The sequence below is a fragment of the Tolumonas lignilytica genome (genome assembly GCF_000527035.1).
Classification (GTDB): domain Bacteria; phylum Pseudomonadota; class Gammaproteobacteria; order Enterobacterales; family Aeromonadaceae; genus Tolumonas; species Tolumonas lignilytica.
In genome coordinates this window covers 2,382,768-2,395,678 of sequence record NZ_AZUK01000001.1, presented here as the reverse complement: position 1 = coordinate 2,395,678, position 12,911 = coordinate 2,382,768, and the positions used below count along the sequence as shown (strand labels likewise).

The following is a 12,911-nucleotide window of genomic DNA, read 5'->3' as shown; positions in this document are numbered from 1 at the left end:
CAGATAATTAAGAGTACGGAACTAATATATGACGATGTTGACCCGATTACAGCCATCCCGGCTCTGGACTTTTTTCGCCCAGATCTGCCAGATCCCGCATCCATCCAAGCAGGAAGCAGCACTGAGCAACTGGATCATCAATCTGGCCAACGCCAAGAAACTTACCCTGCTGCAAGATGCCAAAGGCAATCTGCTGATCCGTAAAGCCGCCACCGATGGCATGGAACAGAGCCAGCCGGTGATCCTGCAGGCGCATCTGGACATGGTTCCGCAGGCAAATCATGACACCGCACATGACTTTTCCCGCGACCCGATCCAGCCTTACATCGATGGGAATTGGGTGCGGGCCAAAGGCACCACGCTGGGTGCCGACAATGGTATCGGTGTTGCCGCTTGCCTTGCCGTATTAACCGATCCGACCGTCAGACATGGCCCGCTGGAAGTGCTTTTTACCGTGGATGAAGAAGCCGGCATGGGCGGCGCTTTTGCGCTGCAACCCGACTGGCTACAAGGCAAACTGCTGATCAATACCGATGCCGAGCAGGATGGGGATATCTACATGGGTTGCGCCGGAGGTCTGGAGGCACGCCTGGATTTCAAACTTGATTATGAGGCGCTGCCCGCCGGTTATCTGGGCTATCAGTTAACCATAGGGGGGTTACAAGGTGGTCATTCCGGTCTGGACATCCATGAAGAGCGTGGCAATGCCAATCAACTGCTTTGCCGGACTCTCTTTCGCCTGCAACAGTGTTTCCCACTCAAGGTGGGCACGCTCCATGGCGGAACCCTGCGCAATGCGATCCCACGGGAAGCGAGAGCCCAGATTGCCATACCGGCCGGGCAACAATCCGAGTTTGTCCGCTGGTGTCAGGACGAAGCCGCTTTGCTGAAGCAGGAATACAAGTTGACCGATGCCGCTATCTCTCTGAATTGCACACCCTGCGCGACCTTAGCTTCGGTGCTGACGCCACAAAGCCAGAAACCCCTGCTGGCCGGTTTAGTCTCACTGCCCAATGGCGTCATCCGCATGAGTCACGCGCTGAAAGGAGTCGTCGAAACCTCCACCAACCTCGGCATCATCCGTCTTGAAGGGCAACAACTGAGTGCCATCTCGTTTGTCCGCTCACTGACTGACGAAGGACGGTTGCAGTTAAAAAATGTATTTGCCGCTCTCGCAGAACTTTGTCAGGCAACGGCCCTTTTCTCCGGCGATTATTCCGGCTGGGCGCCCGATCCGGATTCAACGGCGATGCAGATCGCACAGCAACAACATCAGCGTCTGTTTGGTAATAAGGCTAATATCATGGTGATCCATGCCGGGCTGGAGTGCGGTCTGTTCAAAAAAGCGTATCCGGCGCTGGATATGGTGTCGATAGGCCCGACCATCAAAGGAGCCCATTCACCGGATGAACGGGTATCGATCCCTTCCGTCGAACGTTTCTGGCAGTTGTTGATTGCTACACTGGCGGCGATCCCAGCACAAGCAGGCACGATTTGATCATGGCACCTGCAACCGACACGGTGTCGGTGCAGGTGACCACATGAATTATCAGGAGACCAAGGCCAATTCATTCGGCCGCAGATCAAACAGCAACACCTCGGCATCACGGCCATGACTGAAACTCAGTAACGGTTCATGGCGAATGCGTGCACCATCACCGGTTGTCAGAACCTGACCATTTACCTCAATACTGCCGCGGGCCACATGCAGATACGCATAGCGATCTTCCGGCAAACTGAAGTCCTGCGTTTCCTCGCCATCAAATAACCCCGCATACACACGTGTATCCTGATAAACCGACAGCGAACCATCACGGCCATCCGGCGAAATAATCAGGCGCAGCTTTCCCCGTTTATCGGCATCTGAAAAATGCTGTTGCTGATAACGCGGCACGACACCTTTTTGGTCCGGCACAATCCAGATTTGCAGAAAATGCACCAGCTCTTCGCGTGAATGGTTAAATTCACTGTGACGGATCCCCGTCCCGGCGCTCATCATCTGGACATCACCAGGGCGGATCACCGATCCCGTTCCCATCGAATCTTTATGCTCTAATGCCCCTTCAAGCACATAAGAGAAGATTTCCATGTCCCGATGACCATGTGTATCAAAACCTTTACCGGGTTTGACCCTGTCATCGTTAATCACCAACAGATCCGAAAACCCAAGCTGTTTAGGATCGTAGTAATTCCCGAAAGAAAAACTATGGTTGGACTGTAACCAGCCAAAATTGGCATGGCCACGGTCTGATGACGCTCTTATTTCCAGCATAGTGAAACTCCAGAAAGCAGAGGAACCAGTCACGAGTTCCGGTCAGTAACGCTTAACCTGAAACCCGTACTGCTTCATTGATTAGTTAGTTGAGGCACTTTTATCCAGACTCAGCGCACCGCTGCCATGCACCACTACAAACAATAGTCCACCCATCATGGAAATGTTCTTCATGAAGTGAATCATCTGATTCATCGCCATTGCAGCCGGAGCAGCCCAGTAAGCATGGAAAATAAAGGCGGCCATCGCAGTAAACACAAACATCGCGGCGGCAGCCAGACGGGCATTCCACCCGAGGATCAGCATGATGCCACCACCGAGTTCAACAATGATGGCAGCAATCGCGGCCAGTTGTGGTAATGGCAACCCCTGACTGGCGATATAACCGACAGTACCGGCAAACCCCATGATCTTGCCGAAACCAGACCAGACAAAAATCAGCGCAATCAGTACACGGCCAACCAGAGGGCCAAAACGGTTAATAGCTTGCATCATCAATCTCCTTACAAAAAACAGTGAAAAAGGTTTGTTATCGCTTTGTGAATACACTATAAGCTGTATGATTGATGCCAAATAGCAGACAAACTCGAACAATCTATTGCCGGAATAGCAACAATGAATCGACTCGATGCCATGCACCTGTTTGTGCGAATTGCAGAATCAGGCAGTTTTACCGCTGTAGCAGAACAGATGAATCTGGCCCGTTCGGTGGTGACCCGTCAGATCGCGGCGCTGGAAACACACCTGGGTGTCAAACTGATGGTGCGCAACACCCGCCGCTTGTCACTAACTTCCGCAGGTAGTGCCTATCTGGAAAAATGCCGGGTGATCCTTGATCTGGTTGAGGCCGCCGAAGCCAGCGTCATGGAAGAGCGTCTGACGCCAAGAGGGAATATCCGCATTGGCCTGCCACTCAGTTTCGGTCTGAAAAAGCTCTCGCCGTTGTTGCTGGAATTCACCCAGCTCTATCCGGATATCCATCTGGAAATGGATTTTGACGACCGGCAAATGAACTTGATTGAAGAAGGGATGGATATCTCTATCCGCATCGCCGGACAACTGGAACCCGGCGATATCGTGCGTAAGCTGGGAACCTGTAAATTACTGACCATTGCCTCCCCCGACTATCTCAACACACACGGCCGACCGGCGCACCCGAGTGAACTGAGTGAGCATGACTGTCTCGGTTACACACTGACCAGTGGCGGCGCCAGCTGGACATTTGACATCAACGGCCGTCATGAAACCTTCTATATCAATAACCGCATCAAAGCCAACAACGGCGATGCCCTCACCGAGGCCGCCGCCAAAGGGTTAGGCATCACCCGACAGCCGGATTTTATCGTCAATGACTATCTGGCCAGTGGGCAGGTCGAAAGCATACTGGAAGCCTTCACACCCAAAGAATTGGGTATTTATGCCATTCTGCCCAGCAATCGTTACATCCCCCATCGGGTACGGGTTTTACTCGATTTTCTGGCTAAAAAAATGGAACAGAAAAACAGCGGAAAAAACAAATGACACAAAGTCAGACATCCGCCGACGACAAACAGACATAACTCAGCAACAATTAAGAAGAAAAGGTCACTGAGCAGATCGTCAATCTCATCCAGACAATCCGATAAAAGGGAATACCATGAACCCAAGAATCAATGAATTGCTGGAACGTATCCGTCAGCTGGAAGACGAGATAGAAAAAGAAATCGAGCGGCGGCGTAAAGAGCTGCACATCGACTTTGAAAATAAACGTGTTCGGTTTGAGCATGAGGTACTGGAACAGCAGCGCCGCTTCAAGATGGGGCTGCGGAAATATATAAAACGCGCCAAATTACGGAATATCCTCTCGGCACCGGTGATTTATTCCGTTTTCTTCCCGATGCTGCTGATGGATCTGTTCGTTACGCTCTACCAATATATCTGCTTTCCCATCTATGGCATTCCCCGCGTCCGGCGCCGGGATTATTTTGTGTTCGACCGCGCCCATCTGGGCTATCTCAATATCATCGAAAAGATCAACTGCGCGTACTGCTCTTACGGCAATGGCCTGATGTCTTACGCCAAAGAGGTGGTCGGCAGAACAGAGCAGTACTGGTGCCCGATCAAACATGCCCGCCGGGTGTTGCACTCTCACCCCTACTATGATGGTTTTGTCGATTACGGTGATGCCGAAGCCTATCGCCGGGAACTGAAAACACTGCGCGCAGAGTTGGCCAAGCTAAATGCTGCTGAGCAACAAGAAGCCAAACAGCAAGCAGCAGAGCAACAAGAAAATCAGCCAGCGGAAAAGCAACCACCGGAAACGCAATCCGAAGCCGCCCACACAGAAGTAGTAACGGAGCAGCAGGAAGGTACGGCGATGACACAACCGCCAACCGGACAAAACAAAGAAACGGATCAGCACGAGTAACCCCGCACCATCATCTGCTCTTTAAGCGTTAATCTGCTGGCAGGATAAAGAAAAAAGCCCCGGCATTTGGCCGGGGCTTTGCGTTGGTCAGCACAGGGATTACAACGCTTTAATCGTTTCCTGCTGCTCTTTCAGTTTAACCAGTTGCGAGTGGTAATCGGCCAGCTTCTCACGCTCTTTGGCAATCACCGCCTCCGGTGCCTTGGCCACAAAGGCCTCGTTACCCAGCTTGCCTTCGATACGGCCACACTCTTTTTCCAGCTTCTCGACTTCTTTCGCCAGACGCGCCAGCTCCACTTCTTTGTCGATCAAACCCGCCATCGGGATCATCAGCTCAGTGTTGCCGATCAGTTTCTTCACGGATAACGGCTCAACCTCGCCCGCAGCCAGCACGGTGATGCTCTCCAGCTTCGCCAGTGACTTCAGGAACGCGTCGTTGTCGGCAGCACGCTGGCTGTCGGTCGCATCCGATTTCAACAGGACGGTCAGCGGCACACTCGGTGCCACGTTCATTTCAGCACGGATGTTACGCACGCTGACAATGAACTGCTTCACCCATTCCTGATCCGCCAGCGCGACTTCATCGACTTTCGCCGCATCATAAGCCGGGAATGGCATCAGCATCAGTGTGTCTTCGTTGATGCCGGCCAGTGGTGCTACCGATTTCCAGATAGACTCGGTCATGAATGGCATGATTGGGTGCGCCAGACGCAGCAGAGTTTCCAGCACGGTCACCAGCGTATGACGGGTCGCACGCTGTTCGGCTTCGCTGCCATGCCACAGAACTGGCTTGGTCAGCTCCAGATACCAATCACAGAACTGGTTCCAGATAAACTCATACAGCACACCCGCCGCCTGGTCGAAGCGATAGGTATCCATCGCATGACGCAGCTCTTGAATAGTCAGCTGCAGCTGTGAGGTGATCCAGCGATCTGCCAAGCTGAACTGCATTTCGCCACCAGCGAAACCGCAATCCTGCTCTTCGGTGTTCATCAGCACATAACGGCTGGCATTCCACAGTTTGTTACAGAAATTGCGGTAACCATCCAGACGCTTCATGTCCCAGTTAATGTCACGACCGGTTGAAGCCAGTGCCGCCAGCGTGAAACGCAGTGCATCAGTACCGTGCGCTTCGATCCCTTCAGGGAACTGCTTTTCGGTACGTTTGCCAATCTTCTCGGCCAGTTGCGGCTGCATCATGTTGCCGGTGCGTTTTTCCAGCAGATCCTGCAGTGAAATACCGTCAATCATATCCAGCGGGTCAAGCACGTTGCCCTTGGATTTCGACATCTTCTGACCTTCTTCGTCACGGATCAAACCGGTGACATAGACCGTCTTGAACGGCACCTGCGGTGTGCCATCTTCGTTTTTCACGAAATGCATGGTCATCATGATCATGCGGGCCACCCAGAAGAAGATGATGTCAAAGCCAGTCACCAGCACATCGGTCGGATGGAACATATCCAGTTCCGGTGTTTTTTCCGGCCAGCCCAGCGTGGAGAAGGTCCACAGCGCAGAGCTGAACCAGGTATCCAGCACGTCTTCGTCCTGACGCAGTGCGACATCGGCCGCTAGCGCATAGTTAGCGCGCACTTCCGCCTCATTGCGGCCAACATAGACTTTACCGTTGACGTCATACCACGCCGGAATACGGTGACCCCACCACAACTGACGGGAGATACACCAGTCCTGAATGTCACGCATCCAGGAGAAGTACATGTTTTCGTACTGTTTCGGTACGAACTGAATACGGCCATCTTCCACCGCTTCAATCGCCGGTTTCGCCAGCACATCGGCACGTACATACCACTGGTCGGTCAGCATCGGCTCAATCGGCACACCACCACGATCGCCGTATGGTTGCTGTAGCACGTGATCTTTGATTTCATCCATCAGCCCTTTGGCTTCCAGCGCGGCAATGATCGCCTTACGCGCCGCATAGCGTTCCAGACCAGCGAATTCAGCAGGTAATGTCGCCGGATACGCCTCACTTGGATTGCCTTTGCTGTCATACACTTCCGCTTCGGCACGAATGTGTGCATCCAGCGTGAAGATGTTGATCATTGGCAGGTGGTGACGTTTACCCACTTCATGGTCATTGAAATCGTGCGCCGGGGTGATCTTCACACAACCGGTGCCTTTTTCCATGTCGGCATGTTCGTCCGCGACGATCGGAATACGACGGCCCACCAGCGGCAGTTCGATAAATTTACCGATCAGTGCCTTGTAGCGTGGATCTTCCGGGTTGACCGCCACCGCGGTATCACCCAGCATGGTTTCCGGACGCGTGGTTGCCACGATCAGGTAATCTTTGCCTTCAGCCGTCTTCTCGCCATCCGCCAGCGGATAACGCAGATGCCACATGTGGCCTTTGACTTCTTTGTTTTCTACTTCCAGATCAGAAATCGCGGTGTGCAGTTTCGGATCCCAGTTCACCAGACGTTTACCGCGATAGATCAGATCTTGTTCATACAGACGTACAAACACTTCCTGCACCGCATGAGACAGCGCCGGATCCATGGTAAAGGCTTCGCGATCCCAATCCACCGACGCACCCAGACGACGCATCTGACGAGTGATGGTGCCGCCCGATTCTTCTTTCCACTGCCAGATCTTGTCGATGAAGGCATCACGGCCATAATCGTGGCGGGTTTTATTTTCTTCCGCTGCGATCTTACGCTCGACCACCATCTGCGTGGCGATCCCTGCGTGGTCAGTACCAACCTGCCACAGTGTGTTTTTACCCAGCATGCGCTGATAGCGGATCAGCGCATCCATGATGGTCTGCTGGAACGCATGGCCCATGTGCAGGCTACCCGTGACGTTTGGCGGCGGGATCACAATGCAATAACTGCCGTTGCTGGTGTCGCCACTCGGTTTGAAGTAGCCCTGACTTTCCCAGTGCTGATACATCGCCTGTTCAATGGCGTTTGGATTAAACGTCTTTTCCATCTGTCTTCATCTGTCTGATTATGGGAGTGTCGGTGCAGGCACCGTCTCCAGCGTGAAACCCAGCGCCCGATACTGCTTGTAACGTTCGCGCGCCTGTTGTTTTTGTGATTCGTCCGCAGGAACGAAATCAATGATCTGAGTAAAACGATTTGCAAAGGCCGGAATAGTGTCGGCCAGATTGATCAGGATCTGGCGATGACGCTTCGGTGCACCGGTACCTATTTCGACCGGCGCCTGTGTCACCGTCGCTTCGTCGGAAAGTCCATGTGGCACAAAACTGTGCGGGTCTTGCTGCCACAACATTTCGTCCAAAAATTCGGCTTGTTCTTGCGTCTGCGCCAGAATAAATACGGTCTGATTCTGCCTAAAACGCTCAGTGGTCAACCGACAGGCCAACGCCGCCGCAACCTGCTGACCAGCATCACCCACAGCCGAATTCTGTGTTTCGTCGGGTAGTATATAAAAAGTGACTTGCGGCATAAAGTAAAGGGGCGTCACCGCCCCGTCCTGTTAGTCTTCGACTTCGATACCGGCGCGGTTGAGTAAAAACTGCGTCAGCAATGGCACCGGCCGACCGGTGGATCCTTTTTCTTTACCTGACTTCCAGGCCGTTCCGGCAACATCCAGATGCGCCCAGTTGTATTTTTTGGTAAAGCGGCTAAGGAAAGCACCGGCGGTAATGGCACCTGCCGGACGGCCACCGGTGTTCACCATATCGGCAAACGGACTTTCGATCTGTTCCTGATACTCATCCCACAAGGGCAAACGCCAAGCCTTATCACCCGACAATTCCGCCGCATTCAGCAGTTCATGTGCTAGTGGATTATGGTTTGACATCAGGCCGGAGGCATGGCTGCCAAGTGCGATGACGCACGCCCCAGTCAGTGTCGCGATGTCAACCACCGATTCCGGCTCAAAACGCTCCACATAGGTCAGCACGTCACACAAGACCAGACGACCTTCGGCATCGGTATTTAATACCTCAATGGTCTGCCCTGACATCGACGTCAGAATATCGCCAGGCCGATAGGCTTTACCGTCCGGCATATTTTCCGCCCCCGCCAGCACCCCGATCACATTGATCGGCGGTTTCAACTCCGCCAGCGCCGTCATCGTGCCCAATACAGAAGCCGCACCGCCCATATCGTATTTCATCTCATCCATGCCTTCGGCTGGTTTGATGGAAATACCACCGGAATCGAAGGTCAGCCCTTTGCCAACCAAGACAATCGGTTTGGCATCAGGATGCCCCTTATATTCCATGATCGACATCATCGCTTCATGCGAAGAACCACGGGCGACAGCCAGATAGGCATTCATACCCAGTTCAGCCATCTGCTGCTCACCAATCACCTTGGTGGTGATATAGGGGCAACTGTCCGCCAGACGACGCGCCTGCGAAGCCAGATAGGCGGGCGTACAGATATTTGGCGGCATATTGGCCACGTCACGGCAAATTTTCATACCGTTAGACACCGCCAGTCCATGCGCAATGGCTTTCTCACCAATCGCCAGCTCACGACGGGTTGCGACATTAAACACCAGTTTGCGCAACGGACGACGCAGCTCGGCCTTGTTGGTTTTAAATTGGTCAAAGGTATACAAGCTGTTTTGCGCCGTTTCGACCGCTTGTCTCACCTTCCAGTAGGCATCCCGTCCTTTCACATGCAATTCTGTTAAAAAGCAGACCGCTTCCATCGATCCGGTTTCATTCAGCGTGCTGATAGTTTTCTGGATGATCTGTTTAAATTGGCGTTCATCCAGCTCACGTTCTTTACCACAGCCCACCAGCAATACGCGTTCACTCAGCACCCCGGGAACCTGATGCAGCAACAGCATCTGGCCGGTTTTACCCTCCAGATCCCCGCGACGCAGCAAAGAGCTGATATAACCGTCACTGACACGATCCAGTTGTTCAGCAACGGCAGACAAACGTCGTGGTTCAAAAACACCCACCACGATACAGGCACTGCGCTGCTTCTCCGGGCTGCCACTTTTAACGCCGAATTCCATGAGGACTCCTTGCTACTAAAGACAAAGCCCACCGATTGGTCGATAATAGAGGCCGACCCACCTGTTCAGGATGAACAGGCTCGGTACGCAAAACATTATAAAATGGAATTAAGGCAACTATTTTTTAGCGATTCGCCAGTAATTACAAGTTTTCCCGAGGCCTGCGTGATAGTTTTCCGTTATATATTTAAAGAAACGCTCAAAACTCAGCTTTCGATCCTGCTGATCCTGCTGCTCATTTTCACCAGCCAGCAATTCATCCGGATCTTATCGAGAGCCGCCGATGGTTCAGTTCCGACATCACTGATCGGTCAGATGATGCTGCTCAACATTCCCTATATGGGGTTGTTGCTGCTGCCAATCAGTCTCTTTGTCGCCATTTTATTTGCGCATGGTCGTTTATACGCTGACAGCGAAATGACGGTATTGCGGGCTGTCGGTGTTGGTCCGTCTTACATCATGCGGATCACGCTGGTGCTGGCATTGCTCACCACCGCCGTTTCTGTTGTGAATACCCTGTGGCTGGCCCCCATGGCGCGTGAAAAACAATCAGAATTATTAGATGCCGCCAAGGCCGACCCCTTATCCATTCCACTTGAGAGCGGACGCTTTTTAAGTCTGGATGGCGGACAACTCACCGCTTATGTGGAAGATGTTCAGGAAAATGGGAAACGTCTGCAGCATATATTCCTCTTGCAGCGAAGCACCGATCCAGAAGAAGCTGCCATCGTCGTGGCCAGCAGTGGTCACCTGACCACCGACGCCCACGGTACGCCATGGGTCACATTGAGCAACGGCAAACGCTATGCCGGTACACCTCCGACCACCAAATTCAGTATTTCTGAATTTGAAGAATACCGGGCACAACTGCAACGTAAAGATATCGAACCATCCAGCCGAAAACTGGCTGCAATTCCTTCGTCTCAGCTTTATCACAGCACAGACCGGAAAGAGATCGCGGAATTGCAATGGCGAATTGCATTCCCGCTTTCCATCCCGATACTGACCCTGATTGCCGTTCCAATGGCCACAGTCAATCCGCGACAAGGACGCTATGCCAAACTGCTGCCGGCCGTCATGCTCTATCTCAGCTACTTCCTCTTATTGAGTGCGGGTGAATCTGCCATCGAGCGCGGCCAACTGCCCACGCATCCCGGGCTGTATCTTATCCCTCTTGTCTTTACCTTGATCTTTTCTGTTCCGTTGAACCTGATGAATACCCGACTCTGGCAGCGTATTCGCCTGTTTTGGCATAAGGAGAAATGCTGATGTTCGGTATTCTCGATCGCTATATCGGCCGTACTGTTATTTTGGCAATCCTGATGTGCACCGTCACCTTGGTAGGCCTTTCATCCCTGATCAAATTTGTCGATCAGTTACAAAGTGTCGGCAATGGTAATTACGGCACGCTGCAGGCCGCATTAAGAGTGATCTACATCATTCCCGGCGATATCGTGCTTTTTTTCCCGATGGCCGCGTTATTGGGTGGTGTCATTGGTTTGGGGCAATTAGCCAGTAGCAGTGAACTGGTGGTGTTGCAGGCAGCCGGTATGTCACGTGCCCAGGTGGTCATTTCCGCACTGAAAACGGTGATCCCAGCCATGTTGCTCGTGATGTTACTGGGTGAATATGTTGCCCCCCTGGGAGAACAAAAAGCGCATGACATTAAAACCAGTGCCGTCACGGGTGGCAAAATCACTGCTTCCGGCTACGGGATCTGGATCAAGGAAGGGCATAACTTCATCAGTATTGATACCTTGTTTCGCGATGGCAGTCTGCATGGCATCACGTTATATCGCTTTAATCCGAATGGGGATCTGGAAGAAATCATCCGTTCCGGAATAGCTAATTACCAGCCCACAGCAAAAGCCTGGCACCTGCAAGATATTCAAATCACGCAATTGCAAAACAAGCAGCAAATCGAGTTTCAGCACCCCACCGATTGGATGTGGCAAACGAATTTAACACCAGACAAATTGGGTGTGGTTTCGGTATCTCCCGACGAGCTGTCTGCACAAGGGTTATATAACTACATCCATTACATGAAGAGTAATGGTCAGCAAGTGGATGATTATGAACTGGAGTTCTGGCGTAAATTGCTAGCACCTATCAGCATCATTGCCATGTTGTTACTGGGCGCATCCACCATTTTTGGTGCCTTGCGCTCGGTCAGTATGGGCGCTCGTCTGATATCCGGTGTCATGATGGGATTTGCATTTTTTGTTTGTAATCAAGTGCTCGGGCAATTCAGTCTGGTGTTTAACATCCCGCCGCTGGTCGGAGCCAGTGCGCCCAGTCTCTTCTTCATGGGCATAGCCCTTTATCTGCTGCGACGCCGCCACTAAACAAAAGGCCGGTCTCTGAGTTCTGAGACCGGCCTGTTATCAACGCGGATATTAATGATCGGTAGCCGCCGTTGTCACCACGACTTCACAATTCGCCCAGTAATCCTGAAATGCCAAAAATTCTCGACGGTCAAACACAACCATCAAATTGCCTAAACCGAATGCCGATGTCCCCAAACGCACGAAAGCCTGGCCAATCGACAGCAAACTCGTATCCGTATTTTGCAGACGGATCTGGAATTGACGCATTCCGGGGGTCTGCCCTTCGCGGCACCAGAACCAGACAAAATAACTGCACAACACTCCCGCTAACCAGAGGCTGAACCACAACTGATGCACCAACCAGCCTATGGTAGTGACATTTTTATCTAACGATAAGAGCCCACTGATCACCAATAGATGACCTAATCCATATCCTACGTAACCAGCTAAAACAACCAACGGTGTCACCAACAAACTATCGATAACCCACGCACCGAGCCGGCGACGAAAACCAGCCCGAGGCATCGTTGACAAAACATTGGCTGATGCCGACGTTGATTTGGCAGACACAGCGCGCGAACGAGAACCGGATTTTTTACTCATAATTCACATACACCAATAATCAGGAAACGCTATTCTAACCGAGCCAGCGGCAGAGACGCGAATCATCAATCCGAGCATTTATTCAGCATCTGATACAGATCACGTGAAAAACAATTTGCGCTAACGCATTAGCTTTGTATAATGCGACCCCGTAAGACAGACCAACTGATTGATCAGAAAGTTAAAGTCTTGCATTGTGTGCCCAGGTGGCGAAATCGGTAGACGCAGCGGATTCAAAATCCGCCGATGAATAATCGTGACGGTTCGAGTCCGTCCCTGGGCACCAAATCAAACCCGCATTGCGGGTTTTTTTGTTTCCGCAAAACGCAAATGCGAT

The 12,911-nt window shown here is 52.1% G+C and carries 11 protein-coding genes and 1 tRNA gene; 6 read left to right on the top strand and 6 right to left on the bottom strand.

Translation table 11 applies throughout. The features are described 5' to 3' along the window. Positions 1 to 28 precede the first annotated feature (28 nt). A complete protein-coding gene (locus H027_RS0111170) occupies positions 29 to 1,498 on the top strand; it encodes an aminoacyl-histidine dipeptidase (protein WP_024872543.1) in 1,470 nt (489 codons plus the stop codon). A gap of 51 nt (positions 1,499 to 1,549) precedes the next feature. Here the strand turns inward: H027_RS0111170 and H027_RS0111165 are convergent, their stop codons facing one another. Together H027_RS0111165 and H027_RS0111160 are read right to left on the bottom strand one after the other, a co-directional pair. After that, positions 1,550 to 2,272, bottom strand: a complete 723-nt coding sequence (locus H027_RS0111165) for a pirin family protein (RefSeq protein WP_024872542.1) — start codon at positions 2,270 to 2,272, stop codon at positions 1,550 to 1,552. Between the two features lie 81 nt (positions 2,273 to 2,353). After that, positions 2,354 to 2,767: a DoxX family protein gene (locus H027_RS0111160; RefSeq protein WP_024872541.1), complete on the bottom strand. Its 414-nt coding sequence runs from the start codon at positions 2,765 to 2,767 to the stop codon at positions 2,354 to 2,356. A 120-nt stretch (positions 2,768 to 2,887) separates the two neighbouring features. On the opposite strand from H027_RS0111160, the gene H027_RS0111155 reads away from it, so the two are divergent. Both H027_RS0111155 and H027_RS17765 read left to right on the top strand, forming a co-directional pair. Further along, positions 2,888 to 3,793, top strand: coding sequence for a LysR family transcriptional regulator (locus H027_RS0111155; protein ID WP_024872540.1), 906 nt, complete (start codon positions 2,888 to 2,890; stop codon positions 3,791 to 3,793). Positions 3,794 to 3,908: 115 nt separating this feature from the next. Continuing rightward, the gene (locus tag H027_RS17765; protein ID WP_024872539.1) at positions 3,909 to 4,679 is read left to right on the top strand and encodes a hypothetical protein; all 771 of its coding nucleotides are present in this window, start codon (positions 3,909 to 3,911) and stop codon (positions 4,677 to 4,679) included. Positions 4,680 to 4,778: 99 nt separating this feature from the next. Here the strand turns inward: H027_RS17765 and H027_RS0111145 are convergent, their stop codons facing one another. Genes H027_RS0111145 through pepA form a run of 3 tightly spaced genes read right to left on the bottom strand, consistent with a single transcriptional unit; the run spans position 4,779 to position 9,644 of the window. After that, positions 4,779 to 7,631, bottom strand: a complete 2,853-nt coding sequence (locus H027_RS0111145; RefSeq protein WP_024872538.1) for a valine--tRNA ligase — start codon at positions 7,629 to 7,631, stop codon at positions 4,779 to 4,781. Positions 7,632 to 7,649: 18 nt separating this feature from the next. Further along, positions 7,650 to 8,111, bottom strand: a complete 462-nt coding sequence (locus H027_RS0111140) for a DNA polymerase III subunit chi (RefSeq protein ID WP_024872537.1) — start codon at positions 8,109 to 8,111, stop codon at positions 7,650 to 7,652. Positions 8,112 to 8,141: 30 nt separating this feature from the next. Further along, a complete protein-coding gene (gene pepA, locus H027_RS0111135) occupies positions 8,142 to 9,644 on the bottom strand; it encodes a leucyl aminopeptidase (RefSeq protein WP_024872536.1) in 1,503 nt (500 codons plus the stop codon). Between the two features lie 165 nt (positions 9,645 to 9,809). Between pepA and lptF the strand changes: the two genes are divergently transcribed. Continuing rightward, a complete protein-coding gene (lptF, locus tag H027_RS0111130; protein ID WP_024872535.1) occupies positions 9,810 to 10,913 on the top strand; it encodes an LPS export ABC transporter permease LptF in 1,104 nt (367 codons plus the stop codon). After that, positions 10,913 to 11,989 carry an LPS export ABC transporter permease LptG gene (lptG, locus tag H027_RS0111125; RefSeq protein WP_038149259.1) on the top strand — a complete coding sequence of 359 codons (1,077 nt, stop codon included), beginning with the start codon at positions 10,913 to 10,915 and terminating at the stop codon, positions 11,987 to 11,989. The genes lptF and lptG overlap by 1 nt, the downstream gene beginning before the upstream one ends. Positions 11,990 to 12,040: 51 nt before the next feature. On the opposite strand, the gene H027_RS0111120 is transcribed toward lptG, so the two are convergent. Further along, a complete protein-coding gene (locus H027_RS0111120) occupies positions 12,041 to 12,574 on the bottom strand; it encodes an RDD family protein (RefSeq protein ID WP_038149257.1) in 534 nt (177 codons plus the stop codon). A gap of 200 nt (positions 12,575 to 12,774) precedes the next feature. Here H027_RS0111120 and H027_RS0111115 point away from each other — a divergent pair. Then, a tRNA-Leu gene (locus H027_RS0111115) sits at positions 12,775 to 12,860 on the top strand. Positions 12,861 to 12,911 lie beyond the last annotated feature (51 nt).

Coding starts and splice junctions, on each gene's coding strand:
- H027_RS0111170 (WP_024872543.1), top strand. CDS start 29: ATGACGATGTTGACCCGATTACAGCCATCCCGGCTCTGGACTTTTTTC.
- H027_RS0111165 (WP_024872542.1), bottom strand. CDS start 2,272: ATGCTGGAAATAAGAGCGTCATCAGACCGTGGCCATGCCAATTTTGGC.
- H027_RS0111160 (WP_024872541.1), bottom strand. CDS start 2,767: ATGATGCAAGCTATTAACCGTTTTGGCCCTCTGGTTGGCCGTGTACTG.
- H027_RS0111155 (WP_024872540.1), top strand. CDS start 2,888: ATGAATCGACTCGATGCCATGCACCTGTTTGTGCGAATTGCAGAATCA.
- H027_RS17765 (WP_024872539.1), top strand. CDS start 3,909: ATGAACCCAAGAATCAATGAATTGCTGGAACGTATCCGTCAGCTGGAA.
- H027_RS0111145 (WP_024872538.1), bottom strand. CDS start 7,631: ATGGAAAAGACGTTTAATCCAAACGCCATTGAACAGGCGATGTATCAG.
- H027_RS0111140 (WP_024872537.1), bottom strand. CDS start 8,111: ATGCCGCAAGTCACTTTTTATATACTACCCGACGAAACACAGAATTCG.
- pepA (WP_024872536.1), bottom strand. CDS start 9,644: ATGGAATTCGGCGTTAAAAGTGGCAGCCCGGAGAAGCAGCGCAGTGCC.
- lptG (WP_038149259.1), top strand. CDS start 10,913: ATGTTCGGTATTCTCGATCGCTATATCGGCCGTACTGTTATTTTGGCA.
- H027_RS0111120 (WP_038149257.1), bottom strand. CDS start 12,574: ATGAGTAAAAAATCCGGTTCTCGTTCGCGCGCTGTGTCTGCCAAATCA.